Here is a 20,041-nt window from a genome sequence, read left to right on the forward strand (position 1 = left end):
CCAGCGTCCCGCCTGGGCGCGCTCCCCGCGCGGTCGCCGCACCGCGCGCCTAGCGTGAGTACGGCCGTCCACGACGACGACAGCCACGAGACAACAGGTACGAGACGAGGAGTCGATCGATCATGTCTGAGTTCTCCGAAGGCGCTCCGTGCTGGGTGGACGCGATGTTCGCCGACGTGGAGGGGGCCAAGACCTTCTACGCGGACGTGCTGGGTTGGACCTTCGGCGAGGCGAGCAGTGAGTACGGCAACTACACGCAGGCCTACTCCGACGGCAAGGCCGTCGCCGCCGTGGTCCCGCCGATGCCGGGAGCCGACGCCCCGTCCCAGTGGTGTCTGTACTTCGCCTCGCCCGACGCGGCGGCCACCGCCGAGAAGGTGACGGCGAACGGCGGCGAGGTGCTGATGGGCCCCATGCAGGTGGGCACCTTCGGCACGATGTTGATCGCGAAGGAGCCGAGCGGCGCGGTCTTCGGCGTCTGGCAGCCGGGCGAGCACAAGGGCTTCGAGAAGATGGGCGAGGCGGGCTCGTACGCGTGGGCGGAGGTCTTCACCCGGGACCCCGCCAAGGCGGACGGGTTCCTGCCGAAGGTCTTCCCGTACGGCGCCCAGCAGATGGACCCGGGCGACGACCCGGAGATGGCCAACATGGACTTCAAGGTGTTCAGCGTCGGCGGCGCCGGGAACCCGGTGCTGGGTCGGATGAAGATGGACTCCGACTTCCCGCCGGACGTGCCGCCGTACATCCAGGTCTACTTCGGGGTGCCGGACTGCGACGAGGCGGTGGCGAAGACCCAGAAGCACGGCGGGAAGCTGCACTTCGGCCCGATGGACAGCCCGTTCGGCCGGTTCGCGGCGGTCACGGACCCGCAGGGCGCCGCCTTCGCCGTGATCGACATGTCGACAACGGTGGGTGAGATGCCGAGCTTCGGCTGAGCCGCCCCGGACGCCGTGTCGCCCTGCCGTGTCGCCGTGCCGGGCGACACGGCAGACTGCCCCGCACACGGGTTCCATGTGCGCGGGGGCGGATTCGATGAGACACGGGACGATTCTGGCTGCCGCGGGATGCGGACTGGCGATCCTCGCGACCGCCGGGTGCGGCCTGCCGCCCGCGCCGGAGCCGTCTCCCGGACGCTCGCCGGGACTCTCGCAGCACGGCAGCTCGCCGAAGCCGTCGTCGGCGCCGTCGTCGACCCCCTCGCCCGTGGCGTCGGCGCCCCTGCCGTCGGCGTCGGCACCTGCGCCGACGCCCTCCGTGCCGCCGCAGGCGACGGGACCGGCCGAGCCGGTCGGGGACGCCGAGGTCACGGCCGCCGACAGCCGGCTGCTGGAGGCCGTCCGCAGGGACACGGCCCCGGAGCTCCGGGTACCGGGCGACGAGTCCCTCCTCGTCATCCACCGCGAACCGGCGGGCGACACGGGCGAGCTCGCCTGGATGCCGGACGACCGGAGCTACTGCCTGGCCGTGGTCCGGGACGCCCGCGCGAGCACCACCTGCAACCCCCTGCCGCGGTCCTGGGCGCGCATCGGGATCCGGCTGGTGACCGAGGGCGCCGTGTACCCCGGCCGGACCACGATCTACTTCGCCGTCGTGGACGGCGGCCACGCCCCGTACGCGTACACCGGATCCGGCCCGCACCGCACGGACCTGAGCCCGGTCCGCGAGGCCACGGCCGCCTTCGCCTCGGGCCGGACCCTGAGCCTGCTCACCTACGAACGCCCCGTCCCCGCGATCTCACCGACCGACCGGGAGATCTGCAGCGCGGACAACGCCGTCTGCTTCCCCGCCCTCGACGTCTACGTCCCCGGCAGCCCCTGAGCGCCGGGAGAGGTTTTTCCGCGCGGCCTGTCACATCGGTGCGGCGGGGCGGGTCAGAGGAGTGAAGCAGGCGGGAGACAGACCGGAGCGACCGCGCACCGGCTCCCGCCCGAGGGGAGCTCCCATGTCCACCACCGCAGTCGTCTTCGCCCTGGTCGGCGCGTTCATGGTCGGATTCTCGGCGGCCTCGATGCTCCTCGGGGCGAAGTGGGTCGTGGAGCCGCTGGTCGAGTACGGGGTCCCGCGCTCGTGGTGGACCCCGCTCGCCACCGCGAAGGCGGCCGGCGCGGTGGGTCTCGCGGTGGGCGTCTTCGTCCCCGCGATCGGCGTCGCGGCGGCGATCGGGGTGGCCCTGTACTTCGCGGGGGCCGTGATCACGGTGCTCCGGGCGAAGTCCTACGCCCACGTGGCCTTCCCGGTGATCTACGCGGCCCCGGCGGTCGTGGCCCTGGCCCTCGGCTTCAACGGCTGAGGGCGCCCTGCGGGGTCACGAACGGCAGGTCGGCCGGGCGGACCCGGTCCAGCGGCCCGGCCGCGCGCAGCACCACGTCCAGGGCGGCCTCGGGCCGGGCGGCGTAACTGTTCGAGAACCACGGCATGTTGGCCTCGACCACGGCGTACCGGCCGGTCGCGCCGACGAGGCCGACATCGACGGTGACGGCGCTGGGCAGCTCCTGGCCCGTCGCGGCGAGCAGCGCGGCCGCGAAGCCGCGTACGTCCGCCGCGCGCCCGTCCTCGTCGAGCGGGGCGGGATCCAGACGCCCGTGGACGGCGTACCGGCTGCCGGCGGCGATCTCCCCGTCGAGCAGGAACAACCGGTACTCGGCGGCGAAGTCCACCACATCCGAGACCAGCACGGCGGTGGCGTCGGGCAGGGACCGCGGCAGCGGTGCGCCGGGCCCGTACACGGCGGGCGGGAAGGACTTCTCGCGCGGCGGCTTCACGAACGCCGGCCGCCCGCATCCGGTCAGCTCCCGCGCCGCCCGGCCCAGGGTGGTCAGCTCGATCCGACGGCCGGTGAACCGCTCGGGCAGCCGCGTGAGCCAGTCGTCGGGGGGCTCCAGCAGCCCCAGCCCGAGCGCTCCGGCCACCCGCGCGGCGGCGTGCGGCCCGCCGCACCAGTGCACGGGGCGGCCGACCAGCTCACCGAAGTCGGGGCCGAGAGCCCGGACGGCCATCCCCCGGCGGGCGGCGGCCTCCGCGAGCAGCCCGGCCGTGGCGGTCGGCCGGGCGGGTATCAGGAACACCTCGTCCGTCATCCGGCCATTGTGGCGCGGGCATCCGGCCGGGACTGGCGACGCGGAGAGGGAGAGACGCGGAAACCCGGAAAGCTGGGAACGTAGAAACCCGGAAACGTAGAAGGGCCCCGCTGCAAGCAGCGGGGCCCTTCTACAACGTGCCCGGTGAGGCACTGGCGGAGGATACGAGATTCGAACTCGTGAGGGGTTGCCCCCAACACGCTTTCCAAGCGTGCGCCCTAGGCCACTAGGCGAATCCTCCGCCGCAAACAATACAAGACGTTGAGGGGTGCTCGCGAACGTGATCGTCGGGCGGAGGGCGGGTGGGGGTCCGGCTCGATTCCGGGGGCTTCCATCCGCTAGGGTGGGGCCAGCCCCTCACGTGGCGCTATCTCACCGAACTCCCCCAGGGCCGGAAGGCAGCAAGGGTAAGTGGGCTCTGGCGGGTGCGTGGGGGGCGCTTTGCGTTCCGGGCACCGCCTCGGACACCGTCCTGGGCGCCCTTCAGGGGCTTCGGCGGGCCGCTGATGTCGGTGGGCCCGGATAACCTCGTATACGTGTCGTCCCTTGCGCTGTACCGCCGCTACCGCCCCGAGTCGTTCGCCGAGGTCATCGGGCAGGAGCATGTCACTGCCCCGCTGATGCAGGCCCTGCGGAACAACCGGGTCAATCACGCGTACCTGTTCAGCGGGCCGCGCGGCTGCGGAAAGACCACCAGCGCGCGCATCCTCGCCCGGTGCCTGAACTGTGAGCAGGGTCCCACCCCCACCCCCTGCGGGGAGTGCCAGTCCTGCCGCGACCTCGCCAGGAACGGGCCGGGGTCCATCGACGTCATCGAGATCGACGCCGCGTCGCACGGTGGTGTGGACGATGCCCGTGACCTGCGCGAGAAGGCATTCTTCGGACCGGCGTCCAGCCGCTACAAGATCTACATCATCGACGAGGCCCACATGGTCACCTCGGCGGGCTTCAACGCCCTGCTGAAGGTGGTCGAGGAGCCGCCGGAGCACCTCAAGTTCATCTTCGCCACCACGGAGCCGGAGAAGGTGATCGGGACCATCCGGTCCAGGACGCACCACTACCCCTTCCGGCTCGTGCCGCCCGGCACCCTGCGGGACTACCTGGGCGAGGTCTGCGGGCGTGAGGGCGCCAAGGTCGAGGACGGGGTGCTGCCGCTGGTCGTGCGCGCCGGCGCCGGTTCCGTGCGTGACTCGATGTCCGTCATGGACCAGCTGCTCGCCGGCGCCGCCGAAGACGGTGTGACGTATGCCATGGCCACCTCGCTGCTCGGCTACACCGACGGTTCGCTGCTCGACTCCGTCGTCGACGCCTTCGCCGCCGGGGACGGGGCGGCCGCCTTCGAGGTCGTCGACCGGGTCGTCGAGGGCGGGAACGACCCGCGCCGGTTCGTCGCGGACCTGCTGGAGCGGCTGCGCGACCTGGTGATCCTGGCCGCCGTGCCGGACGCCGGGGAGAAGGGGCTGATCGACGCCCCCGCCGATGTCGTCGAGCGGATGCAGGCCCAGGCGTCCGTGTTCGGGGCCGCCGAGCTGTCGCGCGCCGCCGATCTGGTCAACACCGGGCTCACCGAGATGCGCGGCGCGACCTCGCCCCGACTGCAGCTGGAGCTGATCTGCGCCCGGGTGCTGCTGCCCGCCGCCTTCGACGACGAGCGGTCCTTCCAGGCCCGGCTCGACCGGTTGGAGCGCAGCGGTCCGCCCGCCGCCGCCTTCGCCGCGCCGCCGGTCGCCGCGCCCGCCATGGGATATGTACCCGGGCCCGAGGCGCACGCCATGGCGCCCGCCGGTCCCGGTGGGGGTGCCGCCGCCGCGCGTGCCGCGGCCCCCGCACCCGCTCCCGCGCCCGCTCCGGCGCAGGCTCCCGAACCGGTTCCGGCCACTCCCGCGGCCGCAGCCCCCGCGCCCGCGCCCGCCCCGGCCGCCCCCGCCCCCGGCGCCTGGCCCGGTGCCGCGCAGCCCGGGAGCGGCGCGCCCGGTGCCTGGCCGGGAGCCGCGGCTCCGGCGCCCGCCGCGGGCGCCTGGCCCTCCGCGGCCGCGTCCGCCCCGGCCCCCGCTCCCGCGCCCGTGGCCCCGGCCGCCGCCCCCGCCCCGGTCGCCGCGGCGCCTTCCCCCGGCATGGCCGCCGGAGCCGGACAGGTGCAGGCGATGTGGCCCGGCGTGCTGGAGGCCGTCAAGAACCGCCGCCGCTTCACCTGGATCCTGCTCAGCCAGAACGCCCAGGTCACCGGCTTCGACGGGACCACCCTCCAGCTGGGCTTCCCCAATGTCGGAGCCCGCGACAACTTCGCCAGCAGCGGCAGCGAGGACGTCCTCAAGGCGGTCCTGGCCGAGCAGTTCCAGGTCAACTGGAAGATCGACGCCGTCGTCGGCGGCGGCTCCCCGGCCCCGGTCCAGACCGCCTCGTACGGCTCCTCGTACGGGGCTCCGGCCGCCCCCGCCTACAACCCGCCGCCGGCGCAGCAGCAGCCGCAGCAACCGTCCGCGCCGCAGGCCCCGCCCGCCCAGCAGCACACGCAGCAGCAGCCTCCCCAGCACTCGGCGCCCGCCCCGCAGCCCCCCGTACAGCAGGCGCCCCCGCCGGTGGCCCCCGAGGACGACTTCGCCGAGGAGGACGATCCCGACCTCGTCGAGAGCGCCCTGACCGGGCACGACCTCATCGTGCGTGAGCTGGGAGCCACCGTTGTGGAGGAATACACGAATGAGTAGCCGCTCCTGATTGGGTGGCCGCACGAAGCCGACCGCGCCGTCCCGGCTAGGCTGAGCAGCGTGAAGGTCCTCGTCATCGGCGGCGGCGCCCGCGAACATGCCCTGTGCCGCTCTCTGTCCCTCGACCCCGCCGTCTCCGCCCTGTACTGCGCTCCCGGCAACGCCGGTATCGCCGACGTGGCCACGCTGCGCCCGGTCGACGCCCTAGACGGTGCTGCCGTCGCGACTCTCGCCACCGAACTCGCCGCCGACCTGGTCGTCGTCGGCCCGGAGGCCCCGCTGGTCGCCGGCGTCGCCGACGCCGTGCGCGCCGCCGGGATCCCCGTCTTCGGCCCGTCCGCCGAGGCCGCCCAGCTCGAAGGCTCCAAGGCCTTCGCGAAGGACGTGATGGCCGCGGCCGGGGTCCCGACCGCGCGCAGCTACGTCTGCACCACCCCCGAAGAGGTGGACGAGGCCCTCGACGCCTTCGGCGCCCCGTACGTCGTCAAGGACGACGGCCTCGCCGCCGGCAAGGGCGTCGTGGTCACCGACGACCTGGCCGCCGCCCGCGCGCACGCGCTCGCCTGCGACCGGGTGGTCATCGAGGAGTACCTCGACGGCCCCGAGGTCTCCCTCTTCGCCATCACCGACGGCGTCACCGTGGTCCCGCTCCAGCCGGCGCAGGACTTCAAGCGCGCCCTGGACGGCGACGCGGGCCCCAACACCGGCGGCATGGGCGCCTACTCCCCGCTGCCCTGGGCCGACCCGAAGCTGGTCGACGAGGTCATGGAGCTGGTCCTCCAGCCGACCGTCGACGAGCTCCGCCGCCGTGGCACCCCCTTCTCCGGTCTGCTCTACGCGGGCCTCGCGATCACCGGTCGCGGTACCCGGGTCATCGAGTTCAACGCCCGCTTCGGCGACCCCGAGACCCAGGTCGTGCTGGCCCGGCTGCGCACCCCGCTGGCCGGCGTCCTGCTGAACGCCGCCAACGGCAGCCTGGACACGCTGCCCCCGCTCGTCTGGCGCGACGACGCCGCCGTCACGGTGGTCATCGCCTCCCACAACTACCCGGAGACCCCCCGCACCGGCGACCCGATCGAGGGCCTGCTCGACGTGGCCGCCGAGGACGAGCCCGATGCGTACGTGCTGCACGCCGGGACCCGGCGCGAGGGCAACACCGTGGTCAGCGCGGGCGGTCGCGTGCTGTCCGTGACGGCGACCGGTTCCGACCTGGCGCAGGCACGCGCGAAGGCGTATAAGGCGGTGGCGCGCATCCGTCTCGACGGCTCGCAGCATCGTACGGACATCGCGGCCAAGGCGGCCGAGGGGCGCTGACCAGCCGCTCCACGGACCCGCGGGCCCGGTGCGCACCTCGTGCGCCCGGGCCCGCGGGCGTGTCCGCGTGCGACTGCATCCGGCCGCGTTCGAACGCACCCACCTTTACCCAAAGCCATTCCATCGGGTGATCGTCACCCGGTCTGCCTGACGCCCGCGCGTGCCCCAACTAGGGTGCGATGCCAAGCATTCCGGCACTTGGCCCACCGGCATTGCGATGTCGGTGGCGGGTGTCACAGTGGGGGAGTGAGCAACGTCGCCGCAGGGCAGAGGGGGTGAGGTCCGGCCGTGTCCGGAACCGGTTCGATCATGGAAGCGAACGTGCCGTCCGCGCGTTCCCGCGCTCTGGCCGTGCTGCGCGTGCGCAGCAGGGCCTCGGCCGTCGGGCTGCTGCCCGCCGCCCTCGCGGTGGTGCTGGTGGCCGCCCGGGCGACGGGTCGGCTGGCCGGTGATCCCTGGCCCATGGTGACCCTCGTCGTGTGTGTGGTCGCCGTGCTGGTGCTGCTCGTCGGTGGTGCCTTCGCGGCGGTGGTGCTGCGGGCGAGTCCCGCCGTGACGCCGACCGTGCCGCTCTCGGAGTCCGCCGCGCCCGACCTCTACCGGCTGGTGCGGGACCTGGCCGACCGGATGGACGTGCCGCCGCCCTCCGCGATAGCCCTGACCCCGGACTGCGACAGCTGGCTGGAGGACCGCAGTCACGCGGCCCACCGCCGCGGCGCCGCCCGTGTGCTCGGCTGCGCGCCCGGACCCCTCGGGCCCGAGTCCGCGCCGGGCGCGGCCCCGGTGCTGGTGATCGGCTCGCCCTTCCTGTGGTGGATGCGCGTCGCGGAGCTCCGGGCGGTCCTCGCGCCCGTCGTCGCCGGTACGGGCCCGTCCGCGCACCCGGACATAGCCGATGCGCGCGGCTTCGTACGGGGCCTGGACGCGGCCGTGGACGTGGGCGGTCGGCGCGGCCTCGGTTGGATCGCGGCCCCGGCCCGGCTGCTGCTGCGGCTGTGCCGGACCGACGCCGCCGAGATGGAACGCGGGGTGGCCGCGGCCGCCTCGGAGCGTGCCCAGGGTGTGGACTACGGGCTGCGCATCGTCGCCCAGGAGCAGGTCGGCCTCGCCTACGCGGGCTGGGACCGGCTGCTGACCCGGGTCGCGCTGCCCGCCTGGCGGATGGGCCGCTGGCCGGCGCACCTGGACGCCGGGGTGGTCTCCGCGCTGACCGAGCTGTCCCGGCGGGACCGGCTCGCCGAGGGGTTCACCTCGCGGCTGGGCGAGCGCCCCGCCTGTGACCTGCTGGAGCAGCCCGGGTTGATCGACGAGGCGACCTCGCTGCTGGCCGCGCGGCTCTTCCACGGCGGTCCGGCCGAGGCCGGGCCGGACTGGTCGCCGGTGGACTGGGCGGCGTATCCGGAGGAGGTCGTGGACCGCAAGTGGCGGACGGAGGCGGCCCGCCTGCACGCCGCGCTGGACGCCCTGGCCGTTCCGGCGGGACGTCCCGCGGGCCCTTCGACCCCGGCATCCCCCGCGGCCCCCGCGGCCCCCGTGTCTCCCGCGTCCCCTGCGGCCCGGCCCGGCTCCCAGGGCCCCTCAGGAGCCGCCGGAGCGGCCGGTCCCGCCACGCTGGCGGCCGCCGACTCACCCTCCCCCACCGCGGACGCGTTCGCCGGCCCCACCCTGGAGCGGGTACTCGGCTACCTCACGGGCGGCGGCGGCGAGGGCGCGGCCGGCGAGGCGCTGGCCGGCCGGATCACCGGTGAGCTGGCCCGCGAGGAGCGGGCGGCCGGACCGGCCGCCGCGGCCGGGAAGGCGCGCGGCGCGGACACCCTCCCGCTGTTCCCGCTCCAGCCGCCGCGCAGCGGCCGGGACCTGCTGGCCGATCACGTCACGGCGATGGTGTGCTGCGCGGCCGTGGACTCGGCCGGGGCCACCCCGGGGCTGGACTGGCTCGACGGGCCGGTCCTGCTGGTGGGCGGCGACCGCCGTTCGGACCTGGCGCCGCGGGTGCTGTGCCTGGTGGAGGACGGGAACCCGGAGCCACTGCGGGACTGGCTCTCGGCGCTGGGCGTCCGCACGGAGAAGCCGGTCCGCCTGGTCTGAGGCGGGTCGGGGCGCCTCCCCGGGAGGGCTACGGCTCGTACGGGCAGCCGGACGTCAATGTTCCGTTCCCGTCAATTCACGACGAACAGTGACGGGCTGCGTGCGTTATGTGATGTGCTGGGACCGGTCGCGGCTGGATGTCCTGGAGCGGGTGCCGAAAAGTACTTCCTCGGCGCAGCCGGGAGCCGCGGACGGAGGCGATGTACGCCCGTTCGGGGGGTCGAGGGAGGGGAGCGGTCATGGGTGCGGACCAGATCCGGCGTTGGGAGTCAGGCGCGCTCGCGCACGCGGTGTCCGACCCCTTCGGGCAGGGCCCCCTGCCCTGGTTCCGGGGCAGCGAGCTCTACTTCGACGACACCGGCCACGTCGTGCCCTGGTACGTGGACCCGGCCGCCGCGGCCGCCGGCACCGGCCAGATCCCCCGCGCCCGCGGCAACGGCGGCCCGCGCACCGCCGACGACGTGCACCGGCAGATCAAGGGTTTCGCCTCCACCGGCGGGGTGGCCCCCGGCGAGGCCATCGACTTCCACATCACCGTCGATCCGCCCCAGCAGTTCTCCGTGGACGTCTACCGGATCGGCCACTACGGCGGCGACGGAGCCTCCAAGATCACCACCAGCCCCCGGCTCTCCGGCATCGTCCAGCCGGCCCCGCTCGCCGCCGACCGGACCGTCTCCTGTCACCACTGGTGGCTGTCCTGGCGGCTCCAGGTCCCCTCGTACTGGAGTGTCGGCGCGTACGTCGCCGTGCTCACCACCGCCGACGGCTACCGCTCCCACATCCCCTTCACGGTCCGCGACGACCACCCCGCCGACCTCCTGCTACTGCTCCCCGACATCACCTGGCAGGCCTACAACCTCTACCCGGAGGACGGCCGCAGCGGCGCCAGCCTCTACCACGCCTGGGACGAGCAGGGCCGACTGCTGGGCGAGCAGGACGCCGCCGTCACGGTGTCCTTCGACCGCCCCTACGCGGGCGCGGGCCTGCCCCTGCACGTCGGCCACGCCTACGACTTCATCCGCTGGGCCGAGCGCTACGGCTACGACATCGCCTACGCCGACACCCGCGACCTGCACGCCGGCCGCGTCGACCCCACCCGCTACCGCGGTCTGGTCTTCCCCGGCCACGACGAGTACTGGTCGGCCCCCATGCGCCGTACCGTCGAACGCGCCCGCCGGCACGGCACCTCGCTCGTCTTCCTCTCCGCCAACACCATGTACTGGCAGGTCGAGCTCGGCCCGTCCCCCTCCGGGGTCGACGACCGGCTCCTCACCTGTCGAAAACGGCGCGGCCCGGGCCGCCCCAGCCTGTGGCGTGAGGTCGACCGTCCGGAGCAGCAGCTGCTCGGCATCCAGTACGCGGGCCGGGTCCCCGAACCCGCGCCCCTGATCGTGCGCAACGCCGGGCACTGGCTGTGGGACTCCACCGGCGCGGGCGAGAACGACGAGTTGCCCGGCCTGGTCGCGGGTGAGGCCGACCGCTACTTCCCCCGCACCCAACTGCCCGAGCACCAGGACCGGATCCTGCTGGCGCACTCCCCGTACCTCGACAGCGAGGGCGCCCGCCGCCACCAGGAGACCTCCCTCTACCGGGCGCCCAGCGGCGCGCTGGTCTTCGCCTCCGGCACCTTCGCCTGGTCCCCGGCCCTGGACCGCCCCGGTCACGTCGACGAGCGGGTGCAGCGGGCCACGGCCAATCTCCTCGACCGGATCTGCAAGCACGACTGACCCCACGGACGCCCCGCCACCGACCCCGCCGGCGCCCCGCCGCCGGTCCCGCGATCGACCCGCTGCACGGACCCCTGTCCACAGGTGGGGACACAGGTGCGCGAGAATCGGGGTGCGCTTCATACAGAACCACAGGGAGACCCCGTGTCCGGATTCGTCGAAAAGCCCGAGCCGGTTCAGGTTCCGGGCCTCGTCCACCTCCACACCGGCAAGGTGCGCGACCTCTACCGTGACGAGGACGGCCGCCTCGTCATGGTCGCCAGCGACCGCATGTCCGCCTTCGACTGGGTGCTGCCCACCGAGATCCCGGACAAGGGCCGCGTCCTGACCCAGCTCTCCCTGTGGTGGTTCGACCAGCTCGCGGACCTCGTCCCGAACCACGTCATCTCCACCGACCTGCCCGCCGGCGCCCCCGCCGACTGGGCCGGGCGCACCCTGATCTGCCGCAACCTCGACATGGTCCCGGTGGAGTGCGTGGCCCGCGGCTATCTCGCCGGTTCCGGCCTCGCCGAGTACAACGAGACCCGTACGGTCTGCGGGCTCGCCCTCCCCGAGGGGCTCGTGGACGGCTCCGAGCTGCCCGCCCCGATCTTCACCCCGGCCGCCAAGGCCGCCGTCGGCGAGCACGACGAGAACGTCTCGTACGAGGAGGTCGCGCGCACCACCGGCCCCGAGACGGCGGCGCTGCTGCGCCAGACCACCCTCGCCGTCTACGGCCGGGCCCGGGACATCGCGCGCGAGCGCGGGATCATCCTGGCCGACACCAAGTTCGAGTTCGGTTTCGACCCGAAGGACGGCACCCTGGTCGCCGCCGACGAGGTGCTGACCCCGGACTCCTCCCGCTTCTGGCCGGCCGATCAGTGGGAGCCGGGCCGCTCGCAGCCCTCCTTCGACAAGCAGTACGTCCGCGACTGGCTGTCCTCCCCGGCCTCCGGCTGGGACCGCAAGGGCGAGCTCCCGCCGCCGGCCCTCCCGGCCGAGGTCGTCGCCCGCACCAGCGCCAAGTACATCGAGGCCTTCGAGCGCCTCACCGGCCAGTCCTGGTCGTAGGGACGAGAGAAGCCCCCCGGTCCGAGGACCGGGGGGCTTCTTCGTTACAGAGCGGACAACGCGACTCGAACGCGCGACATCCACCTTGGCAAGGTGGTGCTCTACCAACTGAGCTATGTCCGCAGGTGCGCCGTAACGCGAGAACTACTATACCCAACCTCGCTCGCGTGCGAGACGCACTGCGGTGTGCCGGTTCTCCGCACCCAGCTTCGTCGCCGCGGAGGACAGGTAGTTCCGTACCGTCCCCTGCGACAGCGAGGCCCGCTCCGCGATCTCCGCGATCGGTGCCCCGTCCGCCGCGAGTTCGAGCACCTCCGCCTCGCGCGCGGTCAGCGGAGAGTCCCCCGCGCTGATCGCGTCGGCCGCCAACTCCGGGTCCACGTAGCGGCCTCCGGCGTGCACGGTCCGGATCAGCTCGGCCAGCCGCTGCGCCGAGACGGTCTTCGGGGCGAAGGCCCGCACCCCCGCCGCCAGTGCCCGCTTCAGGTGCCCGGGACGGCCGTGGCTGGTCACGATCATGGTCTTGCAGCCGGGCAGTTCGGCCCGCAGGGATGTGGCGACACTCACACCGTCCGCTCCCGGCATCTGCAGGTCCAGCACCGCCACGTCCGGCCGGTGGGCCCGCGCCATCGCCAGTGCCTCCGGGCCCGAGGCCGCCTCCGCGACGACGAGCAGGTCGTCCTCCAGCGCGAGCAGCGCCGCCAACGCGCCCCGGATCAGATGCTCGTCATCGGCGAGCAGTACGCGTACGGGGCTCACGCCCGCACCTCCAGTCCTTGCAGTCGTCGGTCCGGGATCTGTGCCATCAGTCGGAACCGGCCGTCGCCGACCAGCCCCGCCTGCAAGGTCCCGTCCAGGGCCGCGAGTCGTTCCCGCAGCCCGGCCAGCCCCGAACCGGGCGGCCCGGTCGGGGTCTCGGGAGCCCCGTCGTTCTCCACCACCAGCGTCACGGCGCCCGTCTCCGCGGCGGTCAGCCGGATCAGGCAGCGGTGCGCGTCCCCGTGCCGCAGGATGTTCGTCGTCGCCTCGCGCACCACCCAGCCGAGGGCCGATTGGACCTCGGCGGGCAACTCCGTGCCCCGCGCGGCCAGGAAGTCCACGCGGCAGTCCATCCCGGCCGCGCTGAGCACGCCGCGCGCGCCCTCCACCTCCACCGAGAGGTCCGCCTGCCGGTAGCCCCGCACCACGTCCCGTACCTCCCGCTGGGACTCCTGGGCGATCCGCTGCACCTCGATCATCTGCTCCACCGCCTCGGGCCGTTCGCGCCGGGCCAGCTGTATCGCCAGCTCGCTCTTGAGCGCGATCACCGCCAGGTTGCGGCCCATCACGTCGTGCAGGTCACGGCCGAACCGCAGCCGCTCCTCCGCCACCGCGAGCCGCGCCTGGACCTCGCGCGAGCGGTCCAGCTCGTAGACCGTTCTCAGCAGCCAGGCCGAGAAACCGCAGGTGGCGCCGAAGAACAGGCTGCCGAGCAGGATGCCCACGCAGTACCCCAGGGCCGTGGCGGCCGGCGTGCCCAGGGCGAGTGCGGCCAGCCCCGTCGCGACCGCCGCCACCGGCGGGATGTACCGCATCCGCTTCACCGACCGCAGGCACAGGACCAGCGATCCCGAGGCGAACCAGATCAGCCCCGCCACCAGCGTCGGCGCCACGGCCGCCTCGGAGATGTGTCCGGTCGCCCGGAGCGTGAGCACGGCCAGGGTGCACACGGCCGTCGTGACGACCACCGCCACCGCCGCCCGGGTGGGGCGTTCGCGCCGGCCCACCACCCAGTGCAGCGCCTGGTGGGTCAGCACCCCGCACAGCACGGCATGGGCGCAGACCATGAGGAGCAGGGCGAGGGCCAGCAGGACCGAGGGTCTCGAAGGGGCGGTGGCGGCCACGGGCATCAGCCCGAAGGACGTGATCTCCAGCAGGACGAAGAGATGGAACGACCCCCTGGTGTAGAGCTCGACCTTCCCCGCGGTGCTGCGGTTCTTCCACCACCCCGTCATCTTCGACACGGTCCCCGTCCCCCGACTCGCTTCACCGGCGCGGTTCCCAACGGAACCACCTCCGCACAGAAAACACGGTGATCACGATCCAGGCCAATGTGCTCAGTCCGGCGCCCAGCAGGTCCCCGCCGGCCGCGCCGCCGCTCCACCCGGCCCGTACGAGGTCCATCACCCCGCTCAGCGGCAGCAGTTCGCACAGCGACGCCGCCAGGTCCGGCAGCGAGTCGGTCGGGACGAACAGCCCGGAGCCGAGCACGGTCGCCAGGAACAACGGCAGCGTGGTGAGGCCCGCGGTCTCCACGGTGCGGGTGAACGAGCTGGTCAGCGCGGAGAACCCGGCCAGCAGGACGATGCCCGCGAGCACGGCCACCACGAGCAGCAGGGGGTTCCGCGGCATGCGCACGTCCAAGGCGGCCGCCCCGGCCACGGCGAGGACGGTGATCTGTCCGAAGGCCAGGACGGCGGCCGGCAGGGCGGTCCCGGCGATGATCTCCAGATCGGTCGCCTCGCCGGTACGGAGCCGCTTGAGGACGAGTTCCTCGCGCCGGGCGACGTAGGCGGAGACCAGGTTCATGTGGACGACGAGGATCAGCACCATGCCGATCCCGCCGGTCAAGGTGGCCTCGCCGAGGGCCTCGGCGCCCTCGGCCCCGCTCAGCGAGGAGCGCAGGATGAACACCATCAGCAGGGGCATCAGGACGGCCAGGGTGAGCGCCGCCCGGTTGCGTACCAGCAGGGTCAGTTCCGAGCGGCCGAGCGCGACGAGCCGGCCGGGGTTCAGGGCGAGCGTGTTCATCGGGTCCCCGCCTTCATGTCCTCGGTGCGGCCGCCGCTGCTGCGGCGGTTCTCGGCGATCTCCAGGAAGGCCTCCTCCAGGGAGGCGGTCCGGGCGTCGAGCCCGGCCAGTTCCACGTCGCACTCACGGGCCCAGTCGAGCAGTTCGGCCAGGTCCCCCTGGAGGCGGTCGGTACGGATCTCCACGCGCTGCCCGTCGGCCGCCGCCCGCAGCGTCAGCGGGAGCCGGGCCGCGGGCACCTCGGCCGGCAGGGTGAAGCGGATCCGGGCCGGGCGGGTGGCGGTCACCTCGGCCGGGCTGCCGGAGAGGACGAGTTCCCCCTCGTGGAGGATGGCGAGCCGGTCCGCGAGCTCTTCGGCCTCCTCCAGGTAGTGCGTGGTCAGCAGCACCGTGGTGCCCTGGTCGCGCAGTGCCCGGACGAGCGCCCAGGTGTCCCGGCGCCCCTCCGGGTCCATGCCGGTGGTCGGTTCGTCGAGGAAGAGCACCTCGGGCCGCCCGAGCAGGGCCAGCGCGAGGTCCAGGCGCCGTCGTTCGCCGCCGGACAGCTGTTTGACGCGTACGGAGGACCGCGCGGCCAGGCCGACCAGTTCCAGCACCTCCGCCGCCGGGCGGGCGCCGCTGGTGACCCCGCCCCACATCCGGACGGTCTCGGTGACCGACAGGTCGGAGGGGAAACCGCCCTCCTGGAGCATGACCCCGGTGCGCGGGCGGACCTCGGCCCGCCGCGTGTACGGATCGAGCCCGAAGACGCGCACCCGGCCCTCGCTCGGCGCGGCCAGTCCCTCCAGCAGTTCGACGGTGGAGGTCTTGCCCGCGCCGTTGGTGCCGAGCAGCGCGAAGATCTCGCCCCGGGCCACGGAGAAGGACAGGCCCCGTACGGCCTCGAATCCTCCTGCGTAGCCGCGGCGCAGGCCGTCGACTTCGATCACGGTGTCAGTCATGATCCAAGCCTCGCGGCGCCCGCGCCGGGCGGGCAGTGCGCGCTGTCACCACCCCCGATGACATTTGTCAGGGTCGGGGTCGGCGGTGTCGAAGTCGGGGAACACGAAGAAGGCCCCGATCGTAATGATCGGGGCCTTCTCGATACAGAGCGGACGACGCGACTCGAACGCGCGACATCCACCTTGGCAAGGTGGTGCTCTACCAACTGAGCTACGTCCGCAAGCACTGCATTGCCCTGAGGCGATGCGTGCATCACTCTACCCGATCCACCGCAGTGGTTCGGAAGTGATGCAGAGCGGGTGACAGGAATCGCACACTGCGCCTTCCCTCTGGAAGAGGGATGTTCTGCTACTGAACTACACCCGCACGACCTCGGAGGCTGTGACCTGCGGTCTGGCCCCTCGGCGTGATCCACACACTAGCCGACACATGGGGGTGCATGGCAAATCGACGCTCAGTGGGCCGCGTTGTAGGCCTCGTAGATCTTCTTCGGGATGCGGCCGCGCGGCGGCACGTCGAACTGGTTCGAGCGGGCCCAGGCGCGGACGACCGCCGGGTCGGGGGCGACGGCGGTGTGCTTGAAGGCCTTCCCCGAGCGCGACTGGCGACGGCCGGCGGCCACGAAGGGGGCCAGGCCCTTCCGCAGTTTCTTTGCGTTCGCCACATTGAGGTCGATCTCGTAGGACTTTCCGTCCAGAGCGAACACGACCGTTTCCGCCGCTTCCCCGCCGTCGATGTCGTCGGAGAGCGTGACTACTACGCGCTGCGCCACGGATATCGGTCCCTTCGTGCGACGTCGCCACCTGCTGACGTGCGGTGATGTCGCCTGTGTGGATGTTTCGGGGCAATGCAACTTTCATCCGGAATCCGGAGTGATTCCTTTGTACCTCGATTCCCATTGCATTGCGAAGCCCAGTTAATTCTCTCCGCGTGTCCCGCCGCAATGCCGGGCACGTAGTTTTCCGGCGGATTTTGCGAAGCGTTGGTGAAGCCGAAACGGCGTGGTGATCAGCGCCCCGAGATATCTACCCGCGTAGAAATTTCAGCCGGGTACGCTGAGGGAACCGCCTTCGCACCAACCACCACACGGGAGTGCCCGATGGCACGCGTCGTAGTCGACGTCATGCTCAAGCCGGAGATCCTCGACCCCCAGGGCCAGGCGGTGCAGCGTGCACTGCCGCGCCTGGGCTTCGAGGGGATCGCCGACGTCCGCCAGGGGAAGCGCTTCGAGCTCGAGGTGGAGGGACCGGTCGACCAGGCCGCCCTCGACCGCATCCACAAGATGGCCGAAACGTTCCTCGCCAACACCGTCATCGAAGACTTCACCGTGAAGGTCGAGGCCTGACGGTGACCACTCGCATCGGAGTCGTCACGTTCCCCGGAACGCTCGACGACCGTGACTCGCTGCGCGCCGTCCGCCTCGCGGGGGCCGAGCCGGTCTCGCTGTGGCACCGCGACAAGGACCTGCACCAGGTCGACGCGGTCGTCCTCGCGGGCGGCTTCTCCTACGGGGACTACCTGCGCGCCGGGGCCATCTCCCGCTTCTCGCCGGTGATGGAGACCATCATCGAGCAGGCCAAGGGCGGCATGCCCGTCCTGGGCATCTGCAACGGCTTCCAGGTCCTCACCGAGGCCCACCTGCTGCCGGGGGCGATGCTCCGGAACAACCACCTGCACTTCATCTGCCGCGACCAGAAGCTGCGGGTGGAGAACGCGGAGACCGCGTGGACCGGCGACTACACCGCCGGCCAGGAGATCTCCGTACCGCTCAAGAACATGGACGGCCGCTACACCGCCGACGAGCGCACGCTCGACGAACTGGAGGCCGAAGGTCGAGTGGCCTTCCGCTACCTGGACGGCAACCCGAACGGTTCGCTCCGCGACATCGCCGGCATCACCAACGCCGCGGGCAACGTCGTCGGCCTCATGCCGCACCCCGAGCACGCGGTCGAGCCGCTGATCGGGACGGGCCGCACCGACGGCCTCCCGTTCTTCACCTCGGTCCTGAAGAAGCTGGTCAGCGCATGAGCCTCGACACCGTCAAGAACGCCACCGAAACCCCGGACGCCTCCCAGCCCTGGAAGGAACTCGGCCTCAAGGAGGACGAGTACGCCCGGATCCGGGAGATCCTCGGCCGCCGCCCCACGGGCGCCGAGCTCGCCATGTACTCGGTCATGTGGTCCGAGCACTGCTCGTACAAGAGCAGCAAGGTCCACCTGAAGCAGTTCGGTGAGAAGGCCCCCCAGAACGACGCCATGCTCGTCGGCATCGGCGAGAACGCCGGCGTCGTCGACGTCGGCCAGGGCTACGCGGTCACCTTCAAGGTCGAGTCGCACAACCACCCGTCGTACATCGAGCCCTACCAGGGCGCGGCCACCGGCATCGGCGGCATCGTCCGCGACATCCTCGCGATGGGCGCCCGCCCGGTCGCGGTCGTGGACCCGCTGCGCTTCGGCGCCGCCGACCACCCCGACACCCGGCGCGTCCTGCCCGGCGTCGTCGCCGGCATCGGCGGCTACGGCAACTGCCTGGGCCTGCCCAACATCGGCGGCGAGGTCGTCTTCGACGCCTGCTACCAGGGCAACCCGCTGGTCAACGCCGGCTGCATCGGCGTGATGAAGCACGAGGACATCCACCTCGCCCAGGCCTCCGGCCCCGGCAACAAGGTCATCCTCTACGGCGCCCGCACCGGCGGCGACGGCATCGGCGGCGTCTCGGTCCTCGCGTCCGAGACCTTCGACGACACCAAGCCCACCAAGCGCCCCGCGGTGCAGGTCGGCGACCCCTTCCAGGAGAAGCTCCTCATCGAGTGCACCCTGGAGATCTTCAAGGAGAAGCTGGTCGCGGGCATCCAGGACCTCGGCGGCGCCGGTCTCTCCTGCGCGACCTCCGAGCTCGCCTCCGCCGGTTCCGGCGGCATGCGGGTCGAGCTGGACACCGTGCCGCTGCGCGACGCGACGCTCTCGCCCGAGGAAATCCTCATGAGCGAGTCGCAGGAGCGCATGTGCGCGATCGTCGAGCCGCAGCACGTCGACCGCTTCATGGAGATCTGCGAGAAGTGGGACGTCATCGCCACCGTCATCGGTGAGGTGACCGAGGGCGAGCGCCTGGAGATCTTCTGGCACGGCGAGCAGATCGTGGACGTGCCCCCGGGCACCGTCGCCCACGAGGGCCCCGTCTACAACCGCCCCTACGCGCGCCCCTCCTGGCAGGACGCGCTGCAGGCGGACGACGCCGGCAAGCTCCCGCGGCCGCAGACCTCCGAGGAGCTGCGCGCGCAGGTCCTCGCGCTGGTCTCCTCCCCGAACCAGGCGTCGAAGTCGTGGGTCACCGACCAGTACGACCGCTTCGTCCAGGGCAACACCGTCCTCTCGCAGCCCGAGGACGCGGGCATGGTCCGCATCGACGAGGAGTCCAACCTCGGTGTGGCCATGGCCACCGACGGCAACGGCCGCTTCGCCAAGCTCGACCCTTACACGGGCGCGCAGTTGGCGCTGGCGGAGTCGTACCGCAACGTGGCGGCGACCGGCGCCAAGCCGCTGGCCATCTCCGACTGCCTGAACTTCGGCTCCCCCGAGGACCCGGACGTCATGTGGCAGTTCGCCGAGGCCTGCCGGGGCCTCGCGGACGGCTGCCTGGAGCTGGGCACCCCGGTGACCGGCGGCAACGTCTCGCTCTACAACCAGACCGGTGACATCGCGATCCACCCGACCCCGGTCGTGGCGGTCCTCGGTGTGATCGACGACGTCAACCGCCGTACGCCGATGGCGTTCTCGGAGGCCGGCCAGCTGCTGTACCTGCTGGGCGACACCGCCGAGGAGTTCGGCGGTTCGGCCTGGTCGCAGGTGGTCCACGACCACCTCGGCGGCATGCCGCCGAAGGTGGACCTGGGCCGCGAGAAGCTGCTCGGCGAGATCCTGATCTCCGCCTCGCGCGACGGCATGATCGACGCCGCGCACGACCTGTCCGACGGCGGCGTGATCCAGGCGCTCACCGAGTCCTGCCTCAAGGGCGGCAACGGCGCGCGCGTCGTGGTCCCCGAGGGCCTGGACGCCTTCACCTTCCTGTTCTCCGAGTCCGCGGGCCGCGCCATCGTGGCCGTCCCGCGCAGCGAGGAGCTCCGCTTCACCGACATGTGCGGTGCGCGCGGCCTGCCGGTCACCCGCATCGGTGTGGTGGACGGCGAGGAGATCGAGATCCAGGGCGAGTTCACCCTCCCCCTGGCCGAGCTCCGCGAGGCCCACGAGACGACGATCCCGGCCCTGCTGGCCTGATCCCACCGCCTCTGCCGCGAGCCCCCGACCCCTTCCGGCGGTCGGGGGCTCGCGGCGTCGCTGCCGTCGCCCGG

17 protein-coding genes, 4 tRNA genes and 1 other RNA gene are annotated in these 20,041 nt (G+C 72.6%); 12 read left to right on the top strand and 10 right to left on the bottom strand.

Annotated elements, in window-relative coordinates; genetic code table 11:
- Window positions 1-122 precede the first annotated feature (122 nt).
- The 3 genes from ACWG52_RS19780 to ACWG52_RS19790 all read left to right on the top strand — a co-directional run bounded on the left by ACWG52_RS19780 (window position 123) and on the right by ACWG52_RS19790 (window position 2,290).
- On the top strand, window positions 123-935 hold the full coding sequence (locus ACWG52_RS19780) for a VOC family protein (protein WP_390141009.1): 813 nt from the start codon (window positions 123-125) through the stop codon (window positions 933-935).
- Window positions 936-1,203: 268 nt separating this feature from the next.
- The gene (locus ACWG52_RS19785) at window positions 1,204-1,818 is read left to right on the top strand and encodes a hypothetical protein (RefSeq protein ID WP_389804637.1); all 615 of its coding nucleotides are present in this window, start codon (window positions 1,204-1,206) and stop codon (window positions 1,816-1,818) included.
- A gap of 124 nt (window positions 1,819-1,942) precedes the next feature.
- Entirely contained in the window at window positions 1,943-2,290 is a 348-nt protein-coding gene (locus ACWG52_RS19790) for a DoxX family protein (RefSeq protein ID WP_389804639.1), read from the top strand.
- On the opposite strand, the gene ACWG52_RS19795 is transcribed toward ACWG52_RS19790, so the two are convergent.
- Window positions 2,280-3,077 (bottom strand): ATP-grasp domain-containing protein, encoded by a 798-nt coding sequence (locus tag ACWG52_RS19795; protein WP_389804642.1) that lies wholly within the window; start codon window positions 3,075-3,077, stop codon window positions 2,280-2,282. The genes ACWG52_RS19790 and ACWG52_RS19795 overlap by 11 nt on opposite strands.
- A gap of 153 nt (window positions 3,078-3,230) precedes the next feature.
- Window positions 3,231-3,318, bottom strand: a tRNA-Ser gene (locus tag ACWG52_RS19800).
- Between the two features lie 107 nt (window positions 3,319-3,425).
- On the opposite strand from ACWG52_RS19800, the gene ffs reads away from it, so the two are divergent.
- The 6 genes from ffs (at window position 3,426) to ACWG52_RS19830 (ending at window position 11,961) form a co-directional block, all read left to right on the top strand.
- Window positions 3,426-3,524, top strand: an RNA gene (gene ffs, locus ACWG52_RS19805) — signal recognition particle sRNA small type.
- Between the two features lie 89 nt (window positions 3,525-3,613).
- Complete coding sequence (locus ACWG52_RS19810) at window positions 3,614-5,782, top strand: DNA polymerase III subunit gamma and tau (protein ID WP_390141006.1); 2,169 nt, start codon at window positions 3,614-3,616, stop codon at window positions 5,780-5,782.
- Window positions 5,783-5,842: 60 nt separating this feature from the next.
- Entirely contained in the window at window positions 5,843-7,096 is a 1,254-nt protein-coding gene (gene purD / locus ACWG52_RS19815; protein ID WP_389804720.1) for a phosphoribosylamine--glycine ligase, read from the top strand.
- 309 nt (window positions 7,097-7,405) lie between these two features.
- Window positions 7,406-9,184: a hypothetical protein gene (locus ACWG52_RS19820; RefSeq protein WP_453125478.1), complete on the top strand. Its 1,779-nt coding sequence runs from the start codon at window positions 7,406-7,408 to the stop codon at window positions 9,182-9,184.
- Window positions 9,185-9,423: 239 nt separating this feature from the next.
- Window positions 9,424-10,911: a N,N-dimethylformamidase beta subunit family domain-containing protein gene (locus ACWG52_RS19825; RefSeq protein ID WP_389804725.1), complete on the top strand. Its 1,488-nt coding sequence runs from the start codon at window positions 9,424-9,426 to the stop codon at window positions 10,909-10,911.
- A 144-nt stretch (window positions 10,912-11,055) separates the two neighbouring features.
- Entirely contained in the window at window positions 11,056-11,961 is a 906-nt protein-coding gene (locus tag ACWG52_RS19830; protein ID WP_389804728.1) for a phosphoribosylaminoimidazolesuccinocarboxamide synthase, read from the top strand.
- Between the two features lie 50 nt (window positions 11,962-12,011).
- Here ACWG52_RS19830 and ACWG52_RS19835 read toward each other — a convergent pair.
- The 8 genes from ACWG52_RS19835 to ACWG52_RS19870 all read right to left on the bottom strand — a co-directional run bounded on the left by ACWG52_RS19835 (window position 12,012) and on the right by ACWG52_RS19870 (window position 16,465).
- Window positions 12,012-12,084: transfer RNA gene (locus ACWG52_RS19835), tRNA-Gly, on the bottom strand.
- 24 nt (window positions 12,085-12,108) lie between these two features.
- Window positions 12,109-12,720, bottom strand: coding sequence for a response regulator transcription factor (locus ACWG52_RS19840; RefSeq protein WP_030009443.1), 612 nt, complete (start codon window positions 12,718-12,720; stop codon window positions 12,109-12,111).
- On the bottom strand, window positions 12,717-13,964 hold the full coding sequence (locus ACWG52_RS19845) for a sensor histidine kinase (RefSeq protein WP_453125481.1): 1,248 nt from the start codon (window positions 13,962-13,964) through the stop codon (window positions 12,717-12,719). The genes ACWG52_RS19840 and ACWG52_RS19845 overlap by 4 nt, the downstream gene beginning before the upstream one ends.
- A gap of 22 nt (window positions 13,965-13,986) precedes the next feature.
- Window positions 13,987-14,751 carry an ABC transporter permease gene (locus ACWG52_RS19850; protein WP_389804732.1) on the bottom strand — a complete coding sequence of 255 codons (765 nt, stop codon included), beginning with the start codon at window positions 14,749-14,751 and terminating at the stop codon, window positions 13,987-13,989.
- Window positions 14,748-15,692, bottom strand: a complete 945-nt coding sequence (locus ACWG52_RS19855) for an ABC transporter ATP-binding protein (RefSeq protein ID WP_453125483.1) — start codon at window positions 15,690-15,692, stop codon at window positions 14,748-14,750. The genes ACWG52_RS19850 and ACWG52_RS19855 overlap by 4 nt, the downstream gene beginning before the upstream one ends.
- 148 nt (window positions 15,693-15,840) lie before the next feature.
- Window positions 15,841-15,913 (bottom strand) — tRNA-Gly (locus ACWG52_RS19860).
- 74 nt (window positions 15,914-15,987) lie between these two features.
- Window positions 15,988-16,059, bottom strand: a tRNA-Gly gene (locus ACWG52_RS19865).
- An 88-nt stretch (window positions 16,060-16,147) separates the two neighbouring features.
- Window positions 16,148-16,465: a histone-like nucleoid-structuring protein Lsr2 gene (locus tag ACWG52_RS19870; protein WP_301369297.1), complete on the bottom strand. Its 318-nt coding sequence runs from the start codon at window positions 16,463-16,465 to the stop codon at window positions 16,148-16,150.
- Window positions 16,466-16,792: 327 nt separating this feature from the next.
- Here ACWG52_RS19870 and purS point away from each other — a divergent pair, with 327 nt between their 5' ends.
- The 3 genes from purS to purL are packed head-to-tail and all read left to right on the top strand — an operon-like array spanning window position 16,793 to window position 19,967.
- Window positions 16,793-17,038: a phosphoribosylformylglycinamidine synthase subunit PurS gene (gene purS / locus ACWG52_RS19875; RefSeq protein ID WP_030009438.1), complete on the top strand. Its 246-nt coding sequence runs from the start codon at window positions 16,793-16,795 to the stop codon at window positions 17,036-17,038.
- 2 nt (window positions 17,039-17,040) lie between these two features.
- Window positions 17,041-17,721 carry a phosphoribosylformylglycinamidine synthase subunit PurQ gene (purQ, locus tag ACWG52_RS19880; RefSeq protein WP_030768819.1) on the top strand — a complete coding sequence of 227 codons (681 nt, stop codon included), beginning with the start codon at window positions 17,041-17,043 and terminating at the stop codon, window positions 17,719-17,721.
- Complete coding sequence (purL, locus tag ACWG52_RS19885; protein WP_033223408.1) at window positions 17,718-19,967, top strand: phosphoribosylformylglycinamidine synthase subunit PurL; 2,250 nt, start codon at window positions 17,718-17,720, stop codon at window positions 19,965-19,967. The genes purQ and purL overlap by 4 nt, the downstream gene beginning before the upstream one ends.
- The last annotated feature ends 74 nt before the right edge of the window (window positions 19,968-20,041 follow it).

The sequence above is a fragment of the Streptomyces sp. CLCI03 genome (genome assembly GCF_053615355.1).

Excerpts from the sequence above, each read along its gene's own strand:
- ACWG52_RS19780 (WP_390141009.1), top strand. The coding sequence starts at position 123 with ATGTCTGAGTTCTCCGAAGGCGCTCCGTGCTGGGTGGACGCGATGTTC.
- ACWG52_RS19790 (WP_389804639.1), top strand. The coding sequence starts at position 1,943 with ATGTCCACCACCGCAGTCGTCTTCGCCCTGGTCGGCGCGTTCATGGTC.
- ACWG52_RS19795 (WP_389804642.1), bottom strand. The coding sequence starts at position 3,077 with ATGACGGACGAGGTGTTCCTGATACCCGCCCGGCCGACCGCCACGGCC.
- ACWG52_RS19820 (WP_453125478.1), top strand. The coding sequence starts at position 7,406 with ATGGAAGCGAACGTGCCGTCCGCGCGTTCCCGCGCTCTGGCCGTGCTG.
- ACWG52_RS19825 (WP_389804725.1), top strand. The coding sequence starts at position 9,424 with ATGGGTGCGGACCAGATCCGGCGTTGGGAGTCAGGCGCGCTCGCGCAC.
- ACWG52_RS19850 (WP_389804732.1), bottom strand. The coding sequence starts at position 14,751 with ATGAACACGCTCGCCCTGAACCCCGGCCGGCTCGTCGCGCTCGGCCGC.
- ACWG52_RS19855 (WP_453125483.1), bottom strand. The coding sequence starts at position 15,692 with ATGACTGACACCGTGATCGAAGTCGACGGCCTGCGCCGCGGCTACGCA.
- purS (WP_030009438.1), top strand. The coding sequence starts at position 16,793 with ATGGCACGCGTCGTAGTCGACGTCATGCTCAAGCCGGAGATCCTCGAC.
- purL (WP_033223408.1), top strand. The coding sequence starts at position 17,718 with ATGAGCCTCGACACCGTCAAGAACGCCACCGAAACCCCGGACGCCTCC.